The following is a 23,812-nucleotide window of genomic DNA, read 5'->3' as shown; positions in this document are numbered from 1 at the left end:
CCCACGTCGGGTGGTGACGTGTGGCTTCGGCTGGACCCGGTCGTTCGTGTCGACCCGTGCGATCGGGTGCTCCGCCACCAGCTGCGGAGGCTGAAGGTACTGGTGCCCTGTCGGTTTCGGGTTCGGCTCCGTGGCCGGAGACCCGCAGCGGCGATGCGCTGACGTCGGACTACGGGAGGGTAGCGACGGGCACGGTCATGCCTCGGTTACCGGAACGGCCCTCGTGCACAACCGTGTAAGTGGAACGCCTGTGGCCCCTCGACCGGCGGGGTCGAAGGGCGGAAGTGTTAGGACGTCGACAGGGGATCGAGCGGAGTCGCTCGCCGATGCGCGCCTCGATCGGGCGCGTGGATAGAATCCAGCCTACGGTGCATGACAGCTTCCTTCTGTCGTGTGCCCAGACCCCGGATCGGTGTTGGCGCACCGGCCGGGGTCGACCTGTTTTCAGGTGATCTTGAGATGGTGCCACGCGCGGTGAGGGTGGTCAACTCGAACGGGTGTTCTATCTTCATCGGCGTGTCGCTGTCGCGAGAGCCGCGTCCGAGCGAATGTACCGCTCGTCTTCTCAGATCGACTGAATGTGCCGCTCGCTCGGAAAACGGGTGCGCCACCTGCGGAAAAACGGGTGCGCCGCCTGCGCTCGTTGTTTCCGGACACAGAAACGCGACGCCCAATCTCCCCGTCGTCACGGTGCTCGTCACAGATACTGCTGATCATGAAGCCCGTTGGAATCCGCGCCGCCGTCACCGCCGCCGTCGTCGCGACCACCGCCGCTGTCTCGTTCGCGCTTCCGGCCACGGCATCTGCCGTCCCTGCGAACGGTGGTGTGCGGTACGTCGCGCTCGGAGACTCCAGGGCCGCCGGCCCGTCCCTGGACCCGGCTACGCAGACCAATGCGTGCGAACGCTCCGACCTCGGCTATCCGACGCTCGTCGCGCAGGGAGTGGGCGCGGCGTCGTTCCTCAACCTGTCATGCACCGGAGCGCACACCGAGCACGTGACAAACACTCCGCAGCACACGTCGAAGGGGCCGGTGCCGCCGCAGATCGAGCAGATGCCGTCGGACACCACACTCGTGACACTGAGCATCGGGGGTAACGACATCAGTTGGCCCACACTGGTTTCCCCGTGTTACGCCACTGCGCCGGGTGGTGATGCCGGATGCCGAAACAATCCGGCGGTCACCGGCCGGGCGCTGTCCGCACTCGCCGGACTCGGTCCGAAGGTGTGGTCGACGCTCACCGCGATCAGGTTGAAGGCCCCGGCTGCGCGCGTCGTGCTGGTCGGGCACGGTGGAATCTTCGGTGATCGCGGATGCTGGCCCAACCTGCCGATCAGCGACGCCGACGCGGTATGGGCGAAAGGCTTCTTCGCGATGATGAACGGCGTCCTCGCCACGGCGGCCGCGACCGCCGGTGCCGAGTTCGTCGACGTCACCGCAGGGGCGGAAGGGCACGACGCGTGCGCCGCTCCCGGGCAACGGTGGTTCGAGGGGCGCCAGGCCGGCCCGTCGTCGAGCGCGCTGCACCCGAACGCCGCAGGCATGGCGCACATGGCGCGTCGGGTGCTCGGCACGGTGCGTCGTTGAACCTCCGCGTCGTTATACGGAAGTTCCGGGCGCGGAGGCGCGTTGCGTACGGTCCTTCCTGACGATGGCGTCGCCGACCTCGTCGATGGCGGCCCGAATGGTATCGCCGTACGGCCCGTCCGGCAGGTTCGGCGCGTGCTTGCGGGCTGCGGTGACGTGATCGGTGGCGGCATCGAAGGAGCCGAGTCGACGGAAGTTGTCGGCCAGGTTCAGGTGCAGTGACGGATAGAAGCCGGCGATGTGCAGATCGGCGTGGTGTTCTTGCACTCGTTGCTCGGTCACGGCAGCGGCGGCGTCGAGGGCGCGAATGTCCCAGGCCAGGGCTTGGGCGGGATCGGCGTAGAGGTCTGCCAAGTAGTGCGCGAGCGTGCAGCGGTGCAGTGGATCACCGAGGACGCCGATCTCGGACCACAAGGCCAGCAACTGTTTCCGAGCGTCTTCAGGGTCACCGGATCGTCCTTCGGTGACGGCTTGTGCGATGGCATCCATGGTCGGGTCGGGATCACCGGAGACGGTCATCGGGATGCTCCTCGGGGTCGATGGGCATGGCGAGGGTCGTGAGGTCGCCGCGGTCGGCGGACCGCACCGTGACGGGCAGGTCCTGTCCCCGTAGGTCCAGCATCACGTCGGGGCCGATCGCGGTACTGATTGCCGGGTAGAACGTCGTGAGCTGGAACGAGATTCGGATGTCGGATCCCGTCGCCCCGGCGTCCAGTGATCCGAGGGATTGTTCGTCATCGGTGAGGAATTCGGGAACGCCGTCGGTCACGCTCAGCGCGACTTGCTCGCCGGCGTCGTCCTCCAGGGCCCGCAGGAGCAGGTTCTTGGCGACGGTCACACGAGTGCTGGGTTCCGGTAGGTTCGCGAGCATCGCCCGATAGTCGGGGAAGGGCTCGGCGACGAGTCTGCAGTGCAGATCGTCGCGCTCCGCGACTCTCAACCGGATTCCGTGCGTCGACGCTTCCACGTGGACCGTTGCGCAGCGGCGCATCTCGTTTGCCGCGGCACGCAGGTCTCCTGCATCGACCGTCGCGGACCAGGTGGCAGCCGTCGGTTCGTCGGGCACCAGGGTGCGCGTCGAGAGCCGGTACCGATCGGTTGCGGTCAGGGTGATCGCGTGCGGACCGGCCTCGATGTGGATGCCGTCGAGCACCGGCATCGATGGCTCCCGCGCTGTCGCGCTCGAGACCTGTTCGACCGCGTCGGCCAGCACCGGTCCTTTCAACGTGGCGATCGGAATGCCGGGTGCATCGGTCAGCGCCGCGGTAAGGCGAGCGGCTTGCCGTCGGGCTGCGGCGGCATCCTCGAGCACCTTCGCGACGTGTTGGTCGATCATCCGGGCCGCCTCGGCCGGTCCCGCGTCCAAGGCTGCTCTGACCGCCGCCAGCGGCATGCCGATCTCGCGGAGCTGCCGGAGCATGTCCGCGCGGGGCAGCTGGTCGGGACGGTAGAAGCGGTAACCCGATACGGGATCGACCTCGGCCGGCACCAACAGCTCCGAGTCGGCGTAGAATCGCAGCGCGCTCGGGGTCAGGCCGGAACGCCCGGCGAAGACCCCGATCGACATGAGATCAGAAGGTTGCACCACGCCATCATCGGGTTTCAACCAACGTGAAACTCAACTCCGATCAGCCGACGGTTGCGAGTTCCTCGGTCTCGTCGACGACCTTCGATTCCCGCGCGGCGGCGATGCATGTCAACAGCACGCCGGCTGCCGCCCACACGGCCAGGACCGTCCACGGGAACGCGGTGTTCGCGTCGGGGAAGTACGACAGTTCCCGCAGCAGGGTCGCGCCCGCGCCCGGCGGGAACCACTGGCCGATCGCACCCCACGGGGCGAGGATGAACTCGACCGGAATCGCGGCGGCGGAGATCGGATTCGCGATCAGCATCATCAGCACCGCGCCGACCCCGATGCCGGGCATGCCGAGGAGGCTGCGCAATCCCACGATCGGTGCCGAGATCGCCACGATCGTCAACCCGATCGCGGTGGCGTTGACCCAGAAACTGCCGTGAAGTCCCCCGAACCAGGCGTGGAGAATACCGGCAAGCAGCAGCCCACCGGCGACCGCGTACGCCACGAGTGCCACGACGCGGGGGAGGGCCGTGCCGATCGCGACCGAGATGATCACGGCGCCCGCCATGCCGCCGAGGACCAGCGGGAACGCGGCCGCCGAGATCTTCGCGCCGCGCGGATCGGCGTCGTCGAAAGGCACCACGTCGGTCACGGTGACGGCCGCACCGATCCGTTGACCCAGCTGCGCTGCTATCGCTTGAAGCATCTGGGCGACTTGAGGATTCGCGGCTGTTGCAATCAGGACCTCGGGTGCCTCGCCGGGCGCTGAACCGAGCACGATCGCGCCGTAGACCTCTCGCTGCTCGATGGCCTCGACCGCAGCCGCGCGGTCGCTCACGGGCGTGGGTGCGAGCGCCTCGCCGGCCTGCGCCGCGACGACACCGGTGACCTGTGCGACCGCGGCTTCCGGTCCCGCGACCGCGACGGGGAGGTCGCGGGGTTCCGACGTGACGGCAGGCCACGTGAAGGCCAGCAGAACGATTCCGACGATCGCGGCGGCACCGACCGCCAGTGCGATCGCGCGCGCAACGGGGGTGCTGCCCGATGCTGCCGGGGTGTGGCTCATGGGGACCCTCCCATTGAAAACGAATATTCGTTCTCTATGGAAGACCTCGGATAAGGTGCTTGTCAACAGCTCGAGAGGATGGAAGGAAAACCGGTCGTGCCCAGAGTCAGTCAGGCGCATCGTGTCGCGCGGCGCGCGGAGATCATCGATGCCGCCCTGCGCTGCTTCGCGCGCTCGGGATACCAGCGCACGACGATGGCCGACATCATCGCCGAATCCGGTTTGTCGGCCGGCGCGATCTACGGCTACTTCGGCGGCAAGCAGGAGCTCCTCGTCGCCGTCGCCGACCACGTACTCGGCGATCGGGGCAGTGCACTCACGGACGACAGCGGATTCGCGGTCGAAGGGCCCGGCGACATCATCGCCGCACTCCTGCACAAGCTCGACGAAGGCGGACTCGGCAGCGCCGTCCTCCAGCTGTGGGCGGAGGGCACCATCGACCCCGAAATCGGTGAACTCGTCCGCGCGGTGTTCGGCCGACTGCGCGCCTTCGTGACGGACCTGCTCGCCGCGTGGGCCGAGGAGAATCCGTCCGCGATCGGAACCGCCCCGCGTACATGGGCCGCCGAACGCGCGCCGATCGTTCTGGGTCTCGCCCAGGGATTCATCGTCCAGAAATCGTTGATCGAGGATTTCGACGCCGACGCGTACATCGCCGGAGCGCGCGCGGCGCTGTAACGGCGGTGTGCCTTTCTGGCGGCCCTGACCGCCAGAAAGGCACACCGGGGCCGAAGGCCCACAAAGTCGTGGGAACATCAACAGGTTCAGAACATTCGGCCCGGCGGATTCCAGTACAACGCTCCCGTCGAGCAGATCCGCCCGGCGCTGCCGCCGCAGAACACGGGCTGGGCGGTCGCGGCACTGATCTTCTTCTGGCCGCTCGCATTCTCGGCGCTCTCGCACGCGGCGAAGGTGTACCCGCTGTGGGCGATGGGCGACTACGCGGGTGCGCAGGCGTCGTCGGACAGCGCGAAGCGACTCGGCAGGATCGCGTTGCTCGTGTGGGCGATCTTCGTCGTCGCGCTGATCGTGTTCTACGTGGTCATCTTCGCCGCTGCCATGTCGGCGATGAACGATCTCCCGTCGTACTCGGACTACTCGTACCGCTGACCGTCGGCGGGTCGGCGTCGACGTCGAAACATCCGTATCGACAGCGTCCGGCCGGCCGGCTGATCCGGTCGGGAACGTCAGAGGTTCTGTAGCCCAGCAGGATTCGTGCTCGAGGAGGGGTGAGCACGAACCGGGTGTCACTGGGCTCACCGAGTTCCCGACCGGATCGAACTCACTCGACTTCCATCGTTCCGAATTCGGCACGCCCTTCCCGCCGGTACACCGCGATGATCACGCCCGTGCTCGTGCTGCGCGACTCGACGAGCGACATCCGGGTATCGAGACCGCGTTCGGCGAACAGCCGGCGACCCTGACCGACGACGACCGGGAACGTCAGCAGGTTGTACTCGTCCACGAGATCGTGTTCGTGGAGCGTGCGCACGAGCTCGAGACTGCCGTGAACCTGTAGTTCACGACCGGGACGGGTCTTCAGCTCGGCCACGGCAGACACGATGTCGTCGTCGAGTACGGTGGTCGGTCCCCACTTCGGGTCGGTCAGCGTGGTGGAGGCGACGAACTTGGGCAGGGTGTTGAGCCGGTTGGCGACGATGTCGTCGGGGTCGGTGGCGTTCGGCCACGACGCGGCGAAGATGTCGTAGGTCTTCCTGCCGAGCAGGAACGCATCGACCCGGCCGAACACTTCCTCGATGAAGGCGCCGGTGTCGTCGTCGAACAGCGGCACCACCCAACCACCGCGCTCGAAGCCACCGCTGAGATCCTCCTCGGGTCCGCCCGGACCCTGTGCGACTCCGTCGATCGAGACGAACGTGGTCACCGTGAGTTTCATCCGCTTCTCCCTTCGGGGGTTCCACAGGGATCAGACCGCCGGGCGGAGCGGAATTCATCGGGGCGGCGATAGGCGAAAGCAGCCGCCCGCGGCAACTTCTGATCAGACCAACTGGCCGAGGCGCGTGCGCAGCGCCTGCTCGGTCTGGCGGACCGCGGTGCCGACGACCGGTTCGATGAGCATCCCCAGCGCGCGCCCGGCGAGGCCGCCGGGCAGCTCGTACCCGAAGTCGACGTCGAGCCGGGAGGAGTCGCCGAGGTCGGTGAAGGTCCAACTCGACGACGTGCGGAAACCCGCGACCGAGTTGAGCACGATGATGCGGTCGCGTTCCCATTCGACGACCTCGAGGCGGGTGTCGAGGCTCTTCGGGCCGATCTGCATCGCGGCGTCGAAGACCGCGCCGAGCCCGCTGACCTGGGCCCCGACCGGCTCGAACCGGCTGACCCCGAACATCCACTCGGGGACCGTGCGGTGATCGTCCACGTATGCGAACGCGATATCCAGAGGAACTGCGGCGACGGCGCTGTGCCGGACGTGGAACATCGTCGAACCCTTCGTGACGCAAATTACTGTTACCGACTGTAGCGGGAAGTTGGACGGAGGAAAACGGTTCGGCGATTTTGCTGCCGAACCTCTGTCCGCCTGTTTCACTCGCGGTGACGCGTGTCACACAAGCAACCGATGGAGGGGTTCGTGAAGATCAAGGCCGCAGTGTTGAAGGGAATCGGTCAGCCCTGGGAAATCGACGAGATCGACCTGGGTGACCCGGTCGCCGGTGAGGTGCAGGTCCGCCTGGCCGCGTCCGGTCTGTGCCATTCCGACGAACACCTCCGCAGCGGAGCGACGCCGCTGCCCTTCTACCCGATCCTCGGTGGCCACGAGGGCGCCGGCGTCGTCACCAAGGTCGGGCCCGGCGTGACGAACCTCGAGGAGGGCGACCACGTTGTCCTCGCGTTCATTCCCGCGTGCGGCCGTTGCCGGTCGTGTGCGAAGGGCCTGCAGAACATCTGCGACCTGGGTGCGGGTCTGCTCACCGGTCAGGCCATCTCGGACGGCTCATATCGGGTGAGCCTGCGCGGCGAACCGGTCATCCAGATGTGCCTGCTGGGCACGTTCGCGCCGTACGTCACCGTCAACGAAGCCTCCGTCATCAAGATCGAGAAAGATATCCCGCTCGAGAAGGCGGCGCTGCTCGGCTGCGGTGTCGCCACCGGGTGGGGATCGGCCACTGCGATCGGTGGCACCCAGGTCGGCGACACCGTCGTCGTGATCGGCGTCGGCGGTGTCGGTATCAACTCGGTACAGGGCGCGGCCCACGCGGGCGCGCGGCACGTCGTGGCGATCGACCCGGTGCAGTTCAAGCGCGACAAGGCCGTCGAATTCGGCGCCACCCACACGTTCGCGTCGATCGAGGAGGCAGCCCCGGTCATCAGCGAGATCACCTGGGGCGCAATGGCAGAGGTCACGATCATCACCGTCGGCGAGATCCACGGTGACATGATCGCGCCGGCTCTGGGGCTGACCGCCAAGGGCGGCCAGGTCGTCGTGACCGGTATGGGTGCGGCGACCGACACCCAGGTCACGTTGAGCCTGTTCGAGCTCACCCTCCTGCAGAAGCGCCTGCAGGGTGCCATCTTCGGTGGCGTCGGACCACGATCGCAGATCCCGAAGCTGCTCGACCTGTACCGCAGCGGGCAACTCGAACTCGACGGCCTGGTCACCACGACGTACAAGCTCGAGGACATCAACCAGGGCTACGCGGACATGCACGACGGGAAGAACCTGCGCGGGGTCGTCCTGTACGGCGACAACGACTACTGATTCCTGCGCGGACGGTCGAACGGGGCTGCCGGCGTCGCCTACGGTGTCTCCATGGACACCCGAGAGGAAACCGACGCCGGCAGTCCCGGCTCGTGGCGGACGTACGAACCGGCGGTGCTGCCGAAACCGCTGGTAGCTGCGCTCGAGGCGTTCGCCGAACGTGGCTACGACGGCACCTCGATCCGTGAGATCGCCTCGCGTGCAGGACTCTCGGTTCCCGGGCTCTATCACCACTATCCGTCGAAGCAAGCGCTGCTGATGTCGCTGACCACGACGGTGATGAACGACCTGCTCGACCGCAGTCGCCGGGCTCTCGCCGAGGCGGGCCCGACACCGTCGGAGCGGTTCGATGCGGTCGTCGAGTCGCTGCTGCGATTCCACATGTTCCGGCGCAACGAGGCATTCATCGCATCCACCGAGATGCGCAGCATGGAACCCGAGAGCCGGGAGGCATTCGTCGCACTGAGGGACACCCAGCAGCGCATGGTCGACGAGATCGTGCGTGACGGCGTCGCTGCGGGAGAGTTCACGACGCCCTATCCGGAGGACGCGAGCCGGGCCGTGACGACGATGTGCGTGGCGGTGGCCAGTTGGTATCGGGCCGACGGTCCGTTGCCGCCGGACGAGATCGTCGAGCGGTATCTGGCCATCGCACGCAGCGCCGTCGGCGCTCGCTGACTTCGCCCCAGGGTTGACCCTTCCGGTGTCGATGTGTCACCGTGGATACGACCGAGCGATCGATCGGTCGGTGACGGAAGGAGTGCGCGATGGCTGTCGATTTGTCGTATCCCGATCAGGTGGTCGACCTGGTCGCGAAGACCGAGGACTTCATCCGCGACGTGGTATTGCCCGTCGAGGATGCCCACGGCGGTGACATCGCCGCGGCCGGCGGCGAGGCTGCCCGCATCGAGCTGCAGAAGGCGGCCAAGGAAGCCGGTGTCTTCGCCCCGCACGTGGCGGTCGAGTACGGCGGTCACGGACTCGGCATGGTCGATCGTGCCCCGGTGTTCGAGGCGGCGGGCTACTCCCTGTTCGGGCCGATCGCGCTGAACATCGCCGCGCCCGACGAGGGCAACATGCACATGCTCGCGCACATCGCCACCGACGAGCAGAAGCAGCAGTTCCTGGCACCGCTCGCGGCTGGTGACACCCGCTCCGCGTTCGCCATGACCGAACCCGCTCCCGGCGCGGGTGCCGATCCCAATGCGCTGCGCACCCGGGCCGAGAAGGTCGCTGGTGGATGGAAGATCAACGGCCACAAGCACTTCATCACCGGAGCCGACGGAGCCGGATTCTTCATCATCATGGCCCGCACGTCCGGCGAGCCCGGCCAGCGCGGCGGCGCGACGATGTTCCTCGCCCCCGCCGACACCCCCGGACTGAAGGTCGGCCGCCACATCAACACCCTCGACAAGTCGATGATCGGCGGCCACTGCGAGGTCTTCTTCGAGGACGTCTTCGTTCCGGATTCCGCGGTGCTCGGTGAGGTCGACCAGGGCTTCGCCTACGCACAGGTCCGCCTCGGACCCGCCCGCATGACGCACGTGATGCGCTGGCTCGGCGCCGCCCGCCGCGGCCACGACGTCGCCGTCGGCTACGTCGCCGAACGCGAGGGTTTCGGTTCTCGTCTCGGCGACCTCGGCATGATCCAGAAGATGATCGCCGACAACGAGATCGACATCGCCGCCACTCGCGCTCTGCTCGTGCAGGCGTGCTGGGCGCTCGACGGCGGATCGCACGCGGGGAACGAGACCTCCATCGCCAAGACCTTCGCGGCCGAGGCCATCTTCCGCATCGTGGACCGTTCGGTGCAGATGTGCGGCGGGCTGGGCGTGTCCGAGGACCTGCCGCTCGCGCGCCTGTCCCGCGAGGTCCGCCCGTTCCGCGTGTACGACGGGCCGTCCGAGGTGCACCGCTGGGCCATCGCCAAGCGCACCGTCGGCGCCGCCCGCAAGGCCGCTGCCGCGAAGGCGGCGCAGTCGTGACGGCCGTGAAGCACGAGGGACTGGATCTTCCTGCCCTGCAACGCTTCCTCGAATCCTCCGGAGTTCCCGTCGGCGGCGAATTGCGCGCCGAACTGATCTCCGGCGGCAAATCGAACCTCACCTACGGCATCTCGGACGGCGTGTCCGACTGGGTGCTGCGTCGTCCCCCCACCGCGGGGCTCACCCCGTCGGCGCACGACGTCGCCCGTGAATACCGCGTCGCGGATGCGCTGCAGAACTCCGCCGTCCCGGTCGCGCGCACGGTCGCGCTGTGCGAGGACGACGCGGTGATGGGTGCTCCGTTCACCGTCGTCGAGCGTGTCGACGGCCAGGTGATTCGCAGCAAGGACGATCTCGACGCCCTCAGCGATGCCGAAATCGAGTCGTGCACCGACGAACTCGTGCGCGTACTCGTCGCACTGCACAATGTCGACTACCGCGCCGCCGGGCTGGGTGAGTTCGGTCGCCCGGACGGCTACGTGACCCGGCAGGTGAAGCTGTGGGCCGGGCAGTGGGAGCGGGTCAAGTCCCGCGACCTGCCCGACATCGACCGGCTGCACGCGGCGTTGGCCGACTCGATCCCCGAATCGCCCGCGCCGTCCATCGTCCACGGCGACTACCGCATCGACAACACCATCCTCGCCGGCGACGACGTGGGAAAGGTTGTGGCCGTGGTCGACTGGGAGCTGGCGACGCTCGGAGACCCGTTCACCGACCTCGCGCTGATGTGCGTGTACCGCAATCCCGCGCTCGACCTGGTGCTCGGCATGCCCGCCGCGTGGACCAGTCCGCGGCTGCCGTCCACCGACGACCTCGCCCAGAAGTACGCGGTCGCGACCGGACGCGACATCCCGCACTGGAATTTCTATCTCGCCCTTGCAAACTTCAAGCTCGCAGTGATCGCCCAGGGCATCGACCACCGTTGGCGCGCCGGCGCGACCATCGGTGACGGATTCGACAAGGCCGGGGACTCCGTCCCCGCGTTCGTGGCCGCCGGCCTCGCTGCGCTGAAAGGACAGACGTCGTGAGCTCCGATAGCAAGCTGAACCGCAGCGCGCTGATCACCGGCGCTTCCCGCGGAATCGGACTCGGGGTCGCCATCCGCCTCGCCGAGCAGGGCTACGGGCTGACCATCAGCGCCCGTGACCCGGAGCGCCTCGACAAGGTCGCCGCGCAACTGCTCGAAGCGGGTGCACCTGAGGTGCGGTCCGTCGCCGTCGATCTCACCGACCCGGCCGCCGCCGTGCAGGTCGTCGGTGCCCACGAGGAAACCTTCGGGACCATGCGGGCTCTCGTGCTCAACGCGGGTGTGGGCACCGCCGGCAACATCGCCGAGTTCCCGATGCGCCGCTTCGACAAGACCCTCGCGGTGAATCTGGCCGCACCGTTCGCGCTGCTGCAGGCATCGCTGCCGCTGCTGCGTTCCGCCGCCGCTGCCCAGCCGGATCGTGGTGCGAAAGTGATTGCGCTGTCGTCGATCACCGGCGTGTATTCGGAACCGGGGCTGTCCGTCTACGGTGCGACGAAGGCCGCGCTCATCTCCCTCGTCGAAACTCTCAACGCCGAGGAATCGGCCAACGGGATCAGCGCGTCGGCGATCGCCCCGGCCTACGTCGACACCGACATGTCGGATTGGATCAAGGAGAAGATCCCCGCGAACGAGATGCTCGAGGTGAACGACGTCGTCGAAATCGTCGACGCGTTGCTCAAGCTGTCCTCGCGAGCGGTCCTGTCGCGGCTCGTGCTCAGCCGGGCCGGGACGGACGGCTACCGGGCATAGATCCCCGAACCGACGGTGAACTTCAACGACGCCTGACCGCGCACACGGTCAGGCGTCGTCGCCGTTCTCCTTCTCCTCGCCGCGTCGGCGCAGGAAGCTGAATCCCGGCACGCCGACGATCGCCTGCCGCACGTCCTTCGCGACCCCGAGCAGTTCGTGGATCTCCGGGGCGACGGTCTCGAGGGTGCCGAGGATCGGCATCAGTGCCGTCATCCGATCCGCGAGCTCGGGCAGCTGATCGAGCAGCACGACCGCCGCGTGCACTTCCTCGGCGCTGAGCTCCTCGATGAACTGGGTGGCGAGCGGAGCCGCCTGCCGGGCCACCGGCGCGTAGGTGTCGAGCAGCTCGCTCGCCGTTTCGGACGTACGGGCAACGGAGGCCACCACCTCCTGCGCACTGTCCGCGACGGCGGTCACCTCCACGACCACCGCGGAGCTGCGGTCGACGACCGCGTCGACCCGACCGACGGTCGCGCGGGCGTCGGTGACCACATCGTCGATCCGCGCGACGATCTCGCGCGCATCGGTGACCACGTTGTCGATACGTGCCACCAGGGCCTCGGTCGTTTCGAGCAGATTCACGACGCGGCCCGGGACGGACACCGCGAACTCGGCGACCTCCACGGTCCTGTCCAGAACGCCGCGGGCGGCACCGAGGGGAACGGCGAAAAGCGACAACATGCGCTCATCCTGCCGGACGGCTGTCACGCCCCTTGCGGAGGAGTCGGGAAGGACGCCGAGCAACCGGTGCGGGCCGGGCCTCTCAGTGTCCCGGCACCGGATCGCGGAGGATGCTCGCGTCCACGAGCCGGGTTGCGCGTCCGTCACGGGCGACGACGACCGCGCCGTCGTGGTCACCGATCCTGTGCAACGCGGCGATCGCGGACTCGGTGACACCCACCACGGGAAGCGGCGGTTCGAGGTGGTCGCCGATCGGATCGTCCACAGGAGCAGCGGCCAGCGTTGCCGCGGAGACGGAACCGAAGACCTCCGCGACGACCGTGCCGCCTGCGGCCGGGCGAGCCAGCACGACCGGCAGTGCCGGGGCATCGGCAAGCACGTCCCGCGCCTGCGCAACCGTCGCGTCGGACGGCACGGTACGAACAGGGGTGCCGAACCGTCCGAGGATTTCTTTCACGGTGGGTTCCGACACGCCGTGGAACAGGGTGAATCCGAGTCGGCCGAGCCATTCGTCGTCGAAGTACTTGGACAGGTACGACCGCCCGGAATCGGGCACGATCACGACCACCACGTCGTCGGGTCCGAGCGTCCTCGCGACACGGAGGGCCGCTGCGACCGCGGTGCCGGCGGAGCCCCCGACGAGCAAGCCTTCCTCCCGGGCCAGCCGGTGCACCACCGACAACGCCTCGGCGTCCGGGATCCGCTCGATCCGATCGACGACGTCCGGCCGGTACGAGTCCGGCCACTCGTCTACCACCGTCTGCGGATGCAGGAAGTGACCGACCGCTTCGACGTACCAGGCGCGTCCGTCGCCGCCGCCGTAAACGGAGGTCTCGGGGTCGGCGCCGACAACCGTGACCGCGCCCTCGGATACCGCAGACAGATATTCACCTGCGCCCGTGATGGTTCCGCCCGTTCCGATACCGGCGACGAAATGGGTGATGCGGCCACGGGTCTGGCGCCAGATCTCCGGGCCGGTCGTCGCGCGATGCGCGCCCGGGTTGGCGGGATTGGCGTACTGCCCGGCGAGCCAGGCTCCGGGGATTTCGGAGGCCAACCGGGCCGCCACATTGCGCACGAAGTCCGGATGGTGACTGGGTCGGCCACCGGGTGTCACGTGCACAGTTGCACCGTGCGCACGGAGGAGGGCGATCTTCTCCGCGCTGGTCTTGTCCGGTACCACGACGACCGAGCGGTAGCCCCGCGCGGCAGCGATCAGGCTCAGTCCGACACCGGTGTTGCCGGATGTCCCCTCCACTATCGTGCCGCCCGGTCCGAGTTCACCCGATTCCTCCGCGGCTCGGATCATCGCCAGCGCTGCCCGATCCTTCACGCTCCCACCGGGATTGAGGAACTCCAGTTTCGCGAACACGGCGGCCTCGATGCCCTCGGTGACCGCATTCAGCCGAACGAGGGGCGTGTTGCCGACGGCATCGGCGATCGAATCGAAGACACCGAGCGTGGAAGGATCCTCCACCTGCCCCTCGAGGATTGTCATCGTCGTCCACCCTTCGGATCGACCACAGCGGTCGGTGTGCTGTTTCCGTCGACGAGGAGCGTGTCAGCTTCCCTTCACGGGCGACAGGGTTCGCCTCACCGTGGTCGGATTCCGCTCTGGGTGCCCGACCGGCCGTTGCCCGACCGGCCGTTGCCCGACCGGCGTGCGCACCCGGTTGCGCAGCTATACGACGGAATAGCCTCCGGGCAGGGAGATCCGACCGGTCAGCGCCCTCAGTACGGTCGCCCCGTCACCGAGCGCTACGGCGATTCTCGCCGCCAGCAGCGTGGACTCGACCAGGACATCGTCGGGAGGCGTGTAGGGGACACCCGCGGCGGCGGCGATATCGAGGCCGTGGACGGCGAGCTCGAAGGTTCGCGTGGGGAGATAGGAATGCAGCCGGATCCCCAACCCTCCGATCACCCGGATCCGCCGATCCTCACCGGCACCGAGCCGCTCGAGCACCGCCTTCGCAAGAGCATCGACGGACGCCACCGGGTCGTCACCGAGGTCGGCACCTGCCTGCCGGCCGCGTTCGAGTATCTCGTCCGCGCCGAGAACCGAGGACAGCTCCTTCACGCGTTCGTAGTACTGCTCCGGGCTCGCGATGTCCTCGGCGTCGGCAGAGTTGTCGATGTACGTCATGACCGTCGTCAGTGAGCGCGAGGCGTGACCGATCAGGGAGCGAAGGTCCCACTCGCCGAGCCCCGGTCCGCTCCAGCGGTTCTCCGGAACGGTGCGGATCAACTCCGAGATACTGCGTACCGCAGACACATACGTCGCTACCGGTGATTCCATGTCTTCTCCGTCGAACAGATCGAACCCGACGGAAGAATGAAACCACGCATGTCCTCTACCGGCAGACCATCGGCCGCTCGGCTGGTGTGCGCACCCGCGTCAACACGGATCGCTTGCGCAGGGTGAACCCCAGGTTCTCGTAGAGCCGGATCGCGGTCGTGTTCGCCGCCGACGCGTGGAGGAACGGGATCTCGCCGCGTGCGCGGATCCCGGCACCGACGGCCCTCACGAGGCGCGCGCCGAACCCGCGCCCACGGAACTCGGCATCCGTGCACACGGCGCTGATCTCGGTCCATCCCGGCGGATGCAGACGCTCCCCGGCCATCGCGACCAGGCGCCCGTCCACCCTGATGCCCAGGTAGGTGCCCATCTCGACGGTCCGCGGAAGGTACGGTCCCGGCCGGGTGCGGGCCACGAGATCGAGGATCTCCGGGACGTCGGCGGTGCCGAGGACCGCGAGGTCGGGGTCCGGTTCGACGACCAGATCCGTGCCGTCCATCTGGACGAGACCGAACGAGCCGAGCGTCTCCCAGCCCTGCGGCGGCTCGTGTCCCGGTCCGCGAACCGCCACCTCGGTGCTCGGTCCGACGAGCGCGGCGAGATCCGCCCAATCCTCGTCCCGCATCACCGCCGGGTGCCCGATGTGTCCCGCGACGTCCGGTTGGTAACCGCCGATCCGACCCGACCACCGCGCGAAATGCGCGTGAACTCCGCGCAGCGACTGCCGGATGGGATCGTCGAGTGGGTGGACGTCCTCGTCCACCGTCGTGTCGATCGTGGTCGAAGAAGCTGTGGTCACCTCGGGCACGCTCGATACTCGATCACGGGAACTTTCGCCTGTCACCGGTTCTGTTCAGGCTGCGCGCAACGGGCCTGCGGCCGAAGGACGGCTCGGGGCGAGCGGGAAATCGAGCCGGTAATCTCACGTTTGCATCCGTCGATGCGTCTACCCGGTATACGACGGATGGAAGGATCGAACCCGTGAACGCGACGCGAACCCACACGTTCATCGACTCACCGATCGGACCGCTGACATTGGTGCAGACGGACGGAGCACTCAGCGGCCTGTACCTCGCCGAGCATCGGCATCGTCCCGATCCGGCGACCTTCGGTTCGCAGACCGAACGCGGCTTCGAGCAGGTCCGCGAGCAACTCGACGAGTATTTCGCCGGGGACCGCACCGAGTTCACGATGCCGCTCACGCTCGTGGGAACGGAGTTCCAGCGCAGCGTCTGGGCCGCGCTGCGCGCGATCGAGTACGGCTCCACGTGCACGTATGCGGAATTGGCAGCGGCGATCGGTCGCCCCACGGCGATCCGCGCGGTCGCCGCGGCCAACGGCCGGAACCCGGTGAGCATCGTGGTGCCGTGCCACCGTGTCATCGGCAGCGACGGCACCCTCACCGGTTACGCGGGTGGGCTCGATCGCAAACGGTTCCTCCTCGACCGCGAGTTCCGGACCGTTCATGCCCCGGCCTGACCGGCTACCGCCGTTCGAACGGGTGGTCGCGACGCACGGCGCGACCGTGCTGCGGGTGTGCCGGGCACTGCTCGGGCCGGTCGACGCGGACGACGCCTGGTCCGAAACGTTCCTCGCGGCATTGCGGGCCTACCCGGACCTCGAGCCCGGCCGCAATGTCGAGGCGTGGCTCGTGACCATCGCGCATCGCAAGGCGATCGACGTGCACCGCGTCCGCGCCCGCATCCCGGTGCCCACCGAGACCCTGCCGGAGCGGCCGGCTTCCACCGGTATCCCAGGCTCCGGCGACGACGAACTGTGGCAGGCGGTCGCGGCGCTGCCGTTCACACAGCGCGCCGCCGTCGTCTACCACCACGTCGCGGGTCTGCCGTACGCGGAGATCGCCGAGATCCTCGGGAACAGCACCGACGCGGCCCGCCGTGCCGCAGCCGACGGACGGGCCGCGCTGCGCCGTCACTACCAGCTCGAGACAGGAGCCCGGCGATGAACCTTCCCCGCCCCGAGGTGTCCACGACGGATCTCGCGTGGCTGCACACCCGCCTCGTCGTCGACGCCGAAGCCGCCGGTCTGCTCGACCTCGCCTATCGTGTCGTCGATTCGCCCGTCGGACCGCTGCTCGTCGCCGCGACCGGCGCCGGAATCGTGCGGGTCGCGTTCGCATCCGATGGATACGACGACATCCTCGACGACCTCGCCGCCCGGATCAGTCCGCGCATCCTCGAAGCACCCGCGCGGCTCGACTCCGCGGCACGACAGCTCGACGAGTACTTCCACGGCCGTCGCCACACCTTCGACCTTCCGCTGGATCTGCGGCTCGCCACCGGTTTCCGACGCGATGTCATCGTGCACCTACCGACCATCGCCTACGGGCACACCGCGAGCTATGCGGAGATCGCCGCAGCCTCGGGCAGCCCCCGCGCGGTCCGGGCCGTGGGCACCGCATGCGCGAAAAATCCTCTGCCGGTGATCGTTCCGTGTCACCGGGTGGTGCGCAGCGATGGCGGAATCGGACAGTACGTCGGCGGTGTCGACGCCAAACGCGCACTGCTGCAGTTGGAGTCGTCGGCGTGAGCGCCGTCGTCGACCTTCCGGTGACCGGGCCGTTCGCGACGGCGCCGCTGCTCGCGGCGCTGCGCGGTCACACCGTGCCCGGTCTCGAACGACACGACGCGGCCCTCGGCACCCACACGCGGGCGGTGCGCGGCGAACTCGGCCCGGCCGTCGTCACCGTCACGCTGGGCGACACCGCTACCGTGCGGGCGGAGATCGATGCGACCCACCGCGGCGACGTCCCGGCACTCGAGCAGGCTGTGCGCCGCTGGCTCGATCTCGACGCCGACCCGGTCGCTGTCGACGCCGCGCTGAGCGTCGACCCGCTGCTCGCGCCGTTGGTGGTGGCCCGCCCCGGTTTGCGGGTGCTCGGCTCCACCCACTGGTTCGACACGGCGGTGCAGACGGTGATCGGCCAGCAGGTCAGCGTCGCGGCCGGGTGCACCTTCACCGCGCGGCTCGTCGCGGCCTACGGCGACCCCGCGCCGCAGGGATACACGTGCTTCCCGCTGCCGCACCGGCTCGCCGATGCCGACCCCGACGAACTGCGCGCCGCGGTGGGCCTGACCCGGTCTCGCGCACGGACCGTACAGGTCCTGGCCCGCGCGGTCGCCGACGGACTGCACCCGTCGTTGCCGGAATTCCGGACCGCGCTGCTGGCGCTGCCGGGAATCGGGCCGTGGACCGTCGACTACCTGTCGGTGCGTGCCCTCGGCGACCGTGACGCCTACCCGTCCGGCGACCTGGTGCTGCGGCGCGCGCTCGGAGTCGCAACGGCCCGTGAAGCCGAAGCCCGCGCCGAATCGTGGAGCCCGTGGCGTGCTTACGCCGCGACACACCTGTGGACCGAAGCCGTCTATTCGGCGTCCTCCGAGTCGTCCGGTGCCGGTTCGTCGCCCTCGGCGTAGGAGGTCCGTACCGACATCTTCATCGGGAATCGGACGGCGGTGTCGCCGAACAACAATCGCGTTGCGACCGCGACCGACGCCTGGAGGTGCGCGGCCGCAGCATCCGGGTTGCGGGTGTGTACCACCAGCTCGTCGTGCTGGAAGAACACCAGTTCGCCGACGGTACGATCCGGATCCGTCATGAGCCGCCGGCGCAGTTCCGCGAGCACGCACAGTGCCCACTCTGCCGCGGTGGCCTGCACGACGAAATTGCGAGTGAAGCGACCACGCGCCCGGGCATCACCGTGCTCGTGGAAACCGTCCTCCGGCGGTGGGCACGCCCGTCCCAGCCAGGAATGCACCACCTCGCCACGTTCACCGGCGCGGGCAGCCCGCTCCACATAGTCGACGGCGATCGGAAAACGACTGCGCAGCAAGGGTAACAGCGGGCGCGCGTCGCCGGAGGTCCCGCCGTACAGGACCGCGAGAATCGCGACCTTCGCCTTGCCGCGGTCGCCGCCGAACACGTCCGCCGCGACCGGTGCATACAGATCGTCGGCGCCGGCCGCGGCGACCATGCGGGGATCACCCGAGATCGCCGCGAGGATCCGTGGTTCGAGCTGCCCGGCGTCGGCGATCACGAATGTGTGCCCCGGGTCGGCAATCACACTGGACCGCAATGATTTCGGAATCTGCAGTGCGCCGCCACCACGGCTGGCCCACCGGCCCGACACCACCGCGCCCGGCACGTACACGGGCCGGAACCGCGACCCGCGTACCCAGGTGTCGAGCCACTGCCACCCGTTGGCGCTGAACAGCTTCGACAGGTCGCGGTGTTGCAGCAGCAACGGCACGGCGGGATGGTCGATTTCCCGCAGCACCCACTTGCGGGTCGACGTCAGCTCGATTCCGGCGCGGCGGAACGCGTCGATCACCTCGGCGGGGGAAGCGGGATTGAGCCGACGGCCGAACGCGTCCCCGATCCGCTCGTTCAACTCCGCGATCCGCACGGGCAGGTCGTATCCGAGCGGCCGTGGCCCGAGCGCGTCCTCGAGTAGCCGCCGGTGTGCGTCGGCGGAGAACGGCAGTCCGTCGAATCCCATCTCGGCGGCCGCGAGGGTGCCCGCCGATTCCGCCGCCACCAGCAGTTCGAGCCGGGCGTTGCCGGCCAGCGCCGCCCGTTGCTCGGCGAATTCTGTGATCACCGCATTCGGGTCGGCGGCGGGTGCCGCGTCGAACAGGCCGGGACGGTCGTCGATCGGCTCGTCGCCCAGGGGAACCGGCACACCCGCGCGCATGCCCAGGATCGCGCGGGTGGTCGCGAGGTCGTGGCATCGCTGAACCCGCACGCCGGCGCGCAACAGCGCCGGATACACGGCGGCGGTGTTCGACCAGACCCATCGGGGACGATCCGCGGCCTCGATGTCGCGCACGGCCTCGGCGAGATCGCGATGCCGGGTCACCGCGCCCAGCGGACCACCGGCGTCGTCGACGGCGACGATGCTCGCGCCCGGCGTCTCCCCGCCCGCAGCGGCGTCGGGGACCACGACCATTCGCATCGGTCCAGTGTGCCCGCACCCTCCGACATTCCCGCCGGCGGTCGCTACCGGTAGCAGTAGGAATCGGACGAAGCGTCGCCACCCTGGAGGCGAACCTGGTGCGCCCGCAGGCCCCGAAAGTCCTCGCCGTGTGGGAAGAAGCGCTCGTCGATGGCCATCCCGCCGCGAGGGTCGGTGTGCAGCAGTGCCATCCAGGCGCCGACCCCGTCCGGGTAGAACTGGTCGTCCCAGGCGCCGTACAGGGAGTTGGTGACGTAGACCCGCTTACCGTCCCGGCTGATCTCGACCATCTGTGGACCGCCGGACAGCGGCTCGCTCGGTACCGCCGGATGTGCGCCGCGCCCGACGATTCCGCCGAGCCGGACGGATCCGCTCTGCCTCGGGTGGGCGGGGTCGCGCACGTCGAACTGCTTGAGTTCGCCGGTGCCCCAGCACGAGACGTAGAGGAACGCGTCGTCGACGGATAGGTCGATGTCGGTGATCAGCGGAGGCACCGCTCCGAACGGCTTCAGCGCCGGCGGCAGCAGGTCCGGCTCGGCCGGCTCGGCGGCGATGGTGATCACCTTGTCCACTGCCCAGCCGCCATCGTCACGGTGCCAACGCCATACCGACGCGGACAGGTCCTCGGTCGAGACGACTACGCCGACGAAACCCCACGTGGCCTCCGGGTCGTGCGAGGGGCGCAGCTCGAGCGGCATCTGGTGCTGCGCGCCGAGGTCCACTCGCTGCTGGTGCGCGCCCGTGGACAGGTCCCAGAAGTGAATCGCATGGCCGTACTCGTTCGCCAGCAGCAGCTCGGGTACCAACCCGTCCTCGATCATCGACGGTGTGCCCCATTCGCTGCTGATCAGCGTGTTCTGGTTGAGATGCCACCAAGCGTCGTACGCGAAATATTGTGGCCCCCGGTCGGTTTCCCATTGACGGAGCACGTCGAACGTGCCGTGATCGAGCAGGGCGATCCCGCCCGGGCCGTCCGATCCGTCGGCACCGCCCAGGCAGGTCATGAACACGCCGTCCGGCCCGCAATGCAACGTGTGCGGTCGGGAGTAGCCCGCCTTGGCGGCGAGATCGGCGGCGTCCACGACCCTGGTCACGGTGGGTTGACGCGGGTCGGGCTGGGTGTCGAGCACGTACAGGGAAGACGAGCGCAGACCCGGGACGATCAGGTATCGGCGCGCCAACCCCGCCATATCGTGGCCCTCGTGTTTCAACGCGCTGCTGCAGGCGTTCCAGCCGAAATGATGCAGCTCGTTGCCCAGCCCGGGAACCTCGGTCCAGCCCACCACGCGGCCGTAGGTGTCCGAGCCGGGATCCACGTCGATCACGCTCATCGCGTCGGGTTTGTCCGCCGCGCGATCGAACGCGGCCACGTAGGCCAATCGCTCCGGTGGCGCCGCGGCCGCGTCCGCTGCCGTCCGATAGAAGGTCGGGTCCGTGATCGGCTGACTCATTTCAGCCTCCTTCGTCGAGGAGACCCCACTTCACAGAGTACGAGAACCGTCCGAGGGGCGGAACCGTTGTGAGCACCGTCGTCCGGACCGAAGCATTTGTCGGAAAAGCCCTACGGGCGTCCGCGCGCCAACGCCGACGGCCACCAGATGATCCGGCCGAGGTCGTGGGAGAGGGCCGGGACGAGAATGCTGCGCACCACGATGGTGTCGAGCAGCACCCCGAACGCGACCGTGAAACCGATCTCGGCGAGGAACACCAGCGGCAGGATCCCGAGCACCGAGAATGTCGCGGCCAGCACCACACCCGCGGAGGTGATGACGCCACCGGTCACGGCCAGCCCGCGCAGCACCCCGGATCGGGTGCCGTGCCGCACGGTTTCCTCGCGAACCCGCGTCATCAGGAAGATGTTGTAGTCGATGCCCAACGCCACCAGGAACACGAAGGCGAACAGCGGGAACGCGGGATCGGCGCCGGCGAATCCGAAGACGTGCGTGAAGAAGAATCCGCTCACACCGAGGGCCGTCGCGAACGACAGCACCACCGTCGCGATGAGCAGCAGCGGCGCGAGCAGCGACCGGAGCAGCACGGCCAGCACCACGAAGATGACGACGAGAACGATCGGGATGATGAGGTTCCGGTCGCGCACCGAGGACTGCTGCACGTCCAGGGTCGCGGCCGTGTTGCCGCCGACCCGCGCATCGGCACCGGGTACGGCGTGCACGGCGTCGCGCAGTCGCTCGATCGTGGCGAGCGCCGCGGGCGAATCGTAGGAGTCGGCGAGCTCGGCGTTGATCATGGTGCGGCCGTCGATCGGGGCGACCGTCAGAGCCGCGGGTGGGCACCCTTCGACCGGCGCGGTCGCGAGACTCGGATTCGCGGCGAGCAGGGCCCGCGCCTTCGCGTAGTCGATCTGCGGGCACACCGCCCCCGGCCCGGTCGCGATGCCCTCGACCCCGGAGATCGCCGCGATCACGGCATCGGTGGTGTCGGCGTTCGCGGTGACGACTGCGGGTGCGCCGGCGCCGGGCGAGAACTTCTCGGAGTAGAGCTCCTGGCCGGTCACCGCGTCCGGTTTCGTCGTGAAGCTCTCGGTGGTCGTGAGCCCGTCGGTGTGCAGGCTGCCGATGCCCGCGGCGAACAGCACGAGCAGCGCGAGGGTGGTGCCGATCCACGCCGGCCGGTCGTGCCGGCCCACCCACGACGCGATCCGCCCCCACATCCCGTGCGTGGCGAGGTCGACGGCATGATCGGGCATCGGCCGCCGCGGCCAGAACACCCACCGGCCCGCGACCGCCAGCGACACCGGCAAAAACGTCATCATCACCAGGTAGGTGCAAGCGATGCCGATCGCCGCGACCGGCCCGAGACCCTTGTTGGAATTGAGTTCGGAGAACATCAGGCACAGCAGCGCCACGGTCACGGTCGCCGCAGAAGCAGTGATAGCCCCCACCGACTCCCGCCACGCGCGGATCATCGCGTCGAACCGGTTCGGGTAGGTGTGCAGTTCCTCGCGGTAGCGCGACACCAGCAACAGGGCGTAGTCGGTGCCGGCACCGATCACGAGGACGAACAGGATGCCCTGGCTCTGCCCGTTGAGGGTGAGTATGTCGGCCTTCGCGAGGAAGTACACGATCATCGACGCCATGCCGAGGGCGAGCAGCGCCGACAACAGCGGAAACACCCACAGCACGGGGGAGCGGTAGACGACGAGCAGGATCAGCACGACCACCGCGAGCGCCGTCAGCAGCAGCGAGCTGTCGATGCCCTCGAATGCGCCGATGAATGCGGTGAGCAACCCGCCGACCCCGGCCGGATACACCGCGAGCCCGGTGTCGCCGACGGCGGTGCGCGCGGCGTCGAGCACCGCCTCCTCGGTGGCGACGAGCTGATCGCCGGTGACGTCGGTGCCGTCACGGCTGGCGAGAAGCGGCACGGGCACCGCGGCGGTGGTGCCGTCGGCGGAGAATGCGGTCGGGGTCATGCCCTCGACGTCGACACCCTCCACTCCGGCGATCGCGGTGCGCGCGGATTCAACGGCGGCACGGTCCGCGTCGGTCAGGCCGCTGTCGCGGTGGAACACCACGGAACCCGGCAGGGACTGGACGGGCACGAATCGTTCCGTCTCGTCGGCGACGAGCGTCGATTCCGCGGTGCGTGACAGGAACGAGGCGTTGTCGTTCTTCTGGACCTCGGTGAGTTTGGCCTGGAACGACCCGCCGATGCCGCCGACGAGGAACGCCACGATCGCGAGTGCGACGATCGTGAAGATCGGCAGCTTTCGCCGTGGCGGCGGAATCGATCCGTCGTCGCTCCGTGTTTCCGTCGATACCGATTCGGCCATCGGGCCCCCTGAATCGTCCGGTCGGTAGACGCGTGGCACCCAGTACAACACGCCGGAGCCGGGACCGCTCGACCATTGCTTCCGTGAACGGGTGAGAGGGTGGCGTCGGCGGCCATTCGTGTTCAAAAGGCAAGGTCAAGGGCGGTAAATGTCCGTAGCCCGGAGCGGTCGGGCGTTGTCACGTGGGCGCACAATGTGGCGGTGTCGATCGTCGAGACTCCGCTGACGCTGTCCACCGCTATCGGTTCATGGCAGTGGGACATCCCCACACTGGCTGTCACCGCCGCTCTGGCATGGGGATACGGGCGCGCGCATTTCCGGCAGACGCGTGCAGGCACGGGCGTGGGGCGGGGA

24 protein-coding genes are annotated in these 23,812 nt (G+C 68.5%); 12 read left to right on the top strand and 12 right to left on the bottom strand.

The window, feature by feature from the left end; genetic code table 11:
* Nucleotides 1–715 precede the first annotated feature (715 nt).
* Complete coding sequence (locus M1M07_RS11020) at nt 716–1,588, top strand: SGNH/GDSL hydrolase family protein (protein WP_248674183.1); 873 nt, start codon at nt 716–718, stop codon at nt 1,586–1,588.
* A gap of 12 nt (nt 1,589–1,600) precedes the next feature.
* On the opposite strand, the gene M1M07_RS11015 is transcribed toward M1M07_RS11020, so the two are convergent.
* The 3 genes from M1M07_RS11015 to M1M07_RS11005 form a co-directional block, all read right to left on the bottom strand.
* The gene (locus M1M07_RS11015; RefSeq protein ID WP_248674182.1) at nt 1,601–2,107 is read right to left on the bottom strand and encodes a hypothetical protein; all 507 of its coding nucleotides are present in this window, start codon (nt 2,105–2,107) and stop codon (nt 1,601–1,603) included.
* Nucleotides 2,091–3,155 (bottom strand): MerR family transcriptional regulator, encoded by a 1,065-nt coding sequence (locus tag M1M07_RS11010; RefSeq protein WP_248674181.1) that lies wholly within the window; start codon nt 3,153–3,155, stop codon nt 2,091–2,093. The genes M1M07_RS11015 and M1M07_RS11010 overlap by 17 nt, the downstream gene beginning before the upstream one ends.
* Before the next feature lie 61 nt (nt 3,156–3,216).
* Nucleotides 3,217–4,230, bottom strand: coding sequence for a hypothetical protein (locus tag M1M07_RS11005; protein ID WP_248674180.1), 1,014 nt, complete (start codon nt 4,228–4,230; stop codon nt 3,217–3,219).
* Between the two features lie 96 nt (nt 4,231–4,326).
* Between M1M07_RS11005 and M1M07_RS11000 the strand changes: the two genes are divergently transcribed.
* On the top strand, nt 4,327–4,908 hold the full coding sequence (locus M1M07_RS11000; RefSeq protein ID WP_248674179.1) for a TetR/AcrR family transcriptional regulator: 582 nt from the start codon (nt 4,327–4,329) through the stop codon (nt 4,906–4,908).
* A 15-nt stretch (nt 4,909–4,923) separates the two neighbouring features.
* Entirely contained in the window at nt 4,924–5,340 is a 417-nt protein-coding gene (locus M1M07_RS10995) for a CD225/dispanin family protein (protein WP_197251561.1), read from the top strand.
* Between the two features lie 172 nt (nt 5,341–5,512).
* Here M1M07_RS10995 and M1M07_RS10990 read toward each other — a convergent pair whose 3' ends face one another.
* Together M1M07_RS10990 and M1M07_RS10985 are read right to left on the bottom strand one after the other, a co-directional pair.
* Entirely contained in the window at nt 5,513–6,127 is a 615-nt protein-coding gene (locus M1M07_RS10990) for a dihydrofolate reductase family protein (RefSeq protein ID WP_248674178.1), read from the bottom strand.
* A gap of 102 nt (nt 6,128–6,229) precedes the next feature.
* Complete coding sequence (locus M1M07_RS10985; RefSeq protein ID WP_197251538.1) at nt 6,230–6,670, bottom strand: SRPBCC family protein; 441 nt, start codon at nt 6,668–6,670, stop codon at nt 6,230–6,232.
* A gap of 150 nt (nt 6,671–6,820) precedes the next feature.
* Between M1M07_RS10985 and M1M07_RS10980 the strand changes: the two genes are divergently transcribed.
* From M1M07_RS10980 to M1M07_RS10960, 5 genes are all read left to right on the top strand, one after another.
* Nucleotides 6,821–7,948, top strand: a complete 1,128-nt coding sequence (locus M1M07_RS10980) for an NDMA-dependent alcohol dehydrogenase (RefSeq protein WP_248674177.1) — start codon at nt 6,821–6,823, stop codon at nt 7,946–7,948.
* Nucleotides 7,949–7,999: 51 nt separating this feature from the next.
* Nucleotides 8,000–8,626, top strand: a complete 627-nt coding sequence (locus tag M1M07_RS10975; RefSeq protein WP_197251539.1) for a TetR/AcrR family transcriptional regulator — start codon at nt 8,000–8,002, stop codon at nt 8,624–8,626.
* A gap of 89 nt (nt 8,627–8,715) precedes the next feature.
* A complete protein-coding gene (locus M1M07_RS10970; protein ID WP_197251540.1) occupies nt 8,716–9,933 on the top strand; it encodes an acyl-CoA dehydrogenase family protein in 1,218 nt (405 codons plus the stop codon).
* Complete coding sequence (locus M1M07_RS10965) at nt 9,930–10,961, top strand: phosphotransferase family protein (RefSeq protein ID WP_197251541.1); 1,032 nt, start codon at nt 9,930–9,932, stop codon at nt 10,959–10,961. Before M1M07_RS10970 ends, M1M07_RS10965 begins: the two co-directional genes overlap by 4 nt.
* A 14-nt stretch (nt 10,962–10,975) precedes the next feature.
* Nucleotides 10,976–11,713, top strand: a complete 738-nt coding sequence (locus M1M07_RS10960) for an SDR family oxidoreductase (protein ID WP_248674235.1) — start codon at nt 10,976–10,978, stop codon at nt 11,711–11,713.
* A gap of 48 nt (nt 11,714–11,761) precedes the next feature.
* Here the strand turns inward: M1M07_RS10960 and M1M07_RS10955 are convergent, their stop codons facing one another.
* The 4 genes from M1M07_RS10955 to M1M07_RS10940 form a co-directional block, all read right to left on the bottom strand.
* Nucleotides 11,762–12,394 carry a ribulose 1,5-bisphosphate carboxylase large subunit gene (locus tag M1M07_RS10955; protein ID WP_197251542.1) on the bottom strand — a complete coding sequence of 211 codons (633 nt, stop codon included), beginning with the start codon at nt 12,392–12,394 and terminating at the stop codon, nt 11,762–11,764.
* A gap of 82 nt (nt 12,395–12,476) precedes the next feature.
* Nucleotides 12,477–13,892, bottom strand: a complete 1,416-nt coding sequence (locus M1M07_RS10950) for a pyridoxal-phosphate dependent enzyme (RefSeq protein WP_197251543.1) — start codon at nt 13,890–13,892, stop codon at nt 12,477–12,479.
* 183 nt (nt 13,893–14,075) lie between these two features.
* On the bottom strand, nt 14,076–14,690 hold the full coding sequence (locus M1M07_RS10945; protein ID WP_248674176.1) for a maleylpyruvate isomerase N-terminal domain-containing protein: 615 nt from the start codon (nt 14,688–14,690) through the stop codon (nt 14,076–14,078).
* A 55-nt stretch (nt 14,691–14,745) separates the two neighbouring features.
* Nucleotides 14,746–15,489, bottom strand: a complete 744-nt coding sequence (locus M1M07_RS10940; protein ID WP_248674175.1) for a GNAT family N-acetyltransferase — start codon at nt 15,487–15,489, stop codon at nt 14,746–14,748.
* 182 nt (nt 15,490–15,671) lie between these two features.
* Between M1M07_RS10940 and M1M07_RS10935 the strand changes: the two genes are divergently transcribed.
* From M1M07_RS10935 to M1M07_RS10920, 4 genes are read left to right on the top strand one after another with little or no spacing between them, the layout of a single operon-like run.
* Nucleotides 15,672–16,169, top strand: a complete 498-nt coding sequence (locus tag M1M07_RS10935) for a methylated-DNA--[protein]-cysteine S-methyltransferase (protein ID WP_248674174.1) — start codon at nt 15,672–15,674, stop codon at nt 16,167–16,169.
* On the top strand, nt 16,156–16,656 hold the full coding sequence (locus M1M07_RS10930) for an RNA polymerase sigma factor (RefSeq protein WP_248674173.1): 501 nt from the start codon (nt 16,156–16,158) through the stop codon (nt 16,654–16,656). Before M1M07_RS10935 ends, M1M07_RS10930 begins: the two co-directional genes overlap by 14 nt.
* Complete coding sequence (locus M1M07_RS10925) at nt 16,653–17,240, top strand: methylated-DNA--[protein]-cysteine S-methyltransferase (RefSeq protein WP_248674172.1); 588 nt, start codon at nt 16,653–16,655, stop codon at nt 17,238–17,240. Before M1M07_RS10930 ends, M1M07_RS10925 begins: the two co-directional genes overlap by 4 nt.
* Nucleotides 17,237–18,127, top strand: a complete 891-nt coding sequence (locus M1M07_RS10920) for an AlkA N-terminal domain-containing protein (protein WP_248674171.1) — start codon at nt 17,237–17,239, stop codon at nt 18,125–18,127. Before M1M07_RS10925 ends, M1M07_RS10920 begins: the two co-directional genes overlap by 4 nt.
* Here M1M07_RS10920 and M1M07_RS10915 read toward each other — a convergent pair.
* The 3 genes from M1M07_RS10915 to M1M07_RS10905 form a co-directional block, all read right to left on the bottom strand.
* Nucleotides 18,076–19,665, bottom strand: a complete 1,590-nt coding sequence (locus M1M07_RS10915; protein WP_248674170.1) for a bifunctional 3'-5' exonuclease/DNA polymerase — start codon at nt 19,663–19,665, stop codon at nt 18,076–18,078. The genes M1M07_RS10920 and M1M07_RS10915 overlap by 52 nt on opposite strands.
* Before the next feature lie 44 nt (nt 19,666–19,709).
* Nucleotides 19,710–21,116 (bottom strand): selenium-binding family protein, encoded by a 1,407-nt coding sequence (locus M1M07_RS10910; protein WP_248674169.1) that lies wholly within the window; start codon nt 21,114–21,116, stop codon nt 19,710–19,712.
* Nucleotides 21,117–21,226: 110 nt separating this feature from the next.
* Nucleotides 21,227–23,458 (bottom strand): MMPL family transporter, encoded by a 2,232-nt coding sequence (locus tag M1M07_RS10905; protein ID WP_248674168.1) that lies wholly within the window; start codon nt 23,456–23,458, stop codon nt 21,227–21,229.
* Nucleotides 23,459–23,812: the final 354 nt, after the last annotated feature.

The sequence above is a fragment of the Rhodococcus sp. HM1 genome (assembly GCF_023218075.1).
Classification (GTDB): domain Bacteria; phylum Actinomycetota; class Actinomycetes; order Mycobacteriales; family Mycobacteriaceae; genus Rhodococcus.
The sequence above is the reverse complement of the archived record's forward strand: the minus strand, read 5'-3'. Positions and strand labels throughout refer to the sequence as shown.

Excerpts from the sequence above, each read along its gene's own strand:
- M1M07_RS11020 (WP_248674183.1), top strand. The coding sequence starts at position 716 with ATGAAGCCCGTTGGAATCCGCGCCGCCGTCACCGCCGCCGTCGTCGCG.
- M1M07_RS11015 (WP_248674182.1), bottom strand. The coding sequence starts at position 2,107 with ATGACCGTCTCCGGTGATCCCGACCCGACCATGGATGCCATCGCACAA.
- M1M07_RS11010 (WP_248674181.1), bottom strand. The coding sequence starts at position 3,155 with ATGTCGATCGGGGTCTTCGCCGGGCGTTCCGGCCTGACCCCGAGCGCG.
- M1M07_RS11005 (WP_248674180.1), bottom strand. The coding sequence starts at position 4,230 with ATGAGCCACACCCCGGCAGCATCGGGCAGCACCCCCGTTGCGCGCGCG.
- M1M07_RS10990 (WP_248674178.1), bottom strand. The coding sequence starts at position 6,127 with ATGAAACTCACGGTGACCACGTTCGTCTCGATCGACGGAGTCGCACAG.
- M1M07_RS10985 (WP_197251538.1), bottom strand. The coding sequence starts at position 6,670 with ATGTTCCACGTCCGGCACAGCGCCGTCGCCGCAGTTCCTCTGGATATC.
- M1M07_RS10975 (WP_197251539.1), top strand. The coding sequence starts at position 8,000 with ATGGACACCCGAGAGGAAACCGACGCCGGCAGTCCCGGCTCGTGGCGG.
- M1M07_RS10970 (WP_197251540.1), top strand. The coding sequence starts at position 8,716 with ATGGCTGTCGATTTGTCGTATCCCGATCAGGTGGTCGACCTGGTCGCG.
- M1M07_RS10955 (WP_197251542.1), bottom strand. The coding sequence starts at position 12,394 with ATGTTGTCGCTTTTCGCCGTTCCCCTCGGTGCCGCCCGCGGCGTTCTG.
- M1M07_RS10950 (WP_197251543.1), bottom strand. The coding sequence starts at position 13,892 with ATGACAATCCTCGAGGGGCAGGTGGAGGATCCTTCCACGCTCGGTGTC.
- M1M07_RS10945 (WP_248674176.1), bottom strand. The coding sequence starts at position 14,690 with ATGGAATCACCGGTAGCGACGTATGTGTCTGCGGTACGCAGTATCTCG.
- M1M07_RS10930 (WP_248674173.1), top strand. The coding sequence starts at position 16,156 with ATGCCCCGGCCTGACCGGCTACCGCCGTTCGAACGGGTGGTCGCGACG.
- M1M07_RS10925 (WP_248674172.1), top strand. The coding sequence starts at position 16,653 with ATGAACCTTCCCCGCCCCGAGGTGTCCACGACGGATCTCGCGTGGCTG.
- M1M07_RS10915 (WP_248674170.1), bottom strand. The coding sequence starts at position 19,665 with ATGCGAATGGTCGTGGTCCCCGACGCCGCTGCGGGCGGGGAGACGCCG.
- M1M07_RS10910 (WP_248674169.1), bottom strand. The coding sequence starts at position 21,116 with ATGAGTCAGCCGATCACGGACCCGACCTTCTATCGGACGGCAGCGGAC.
- M1M07_RS10905 (WP_248674168.1), bottom strand. The coding sequence starts at position 23,458 with ATGGCCGAATCGGTATCGACGGAAACACGGAGCGACGACGGATCGATT.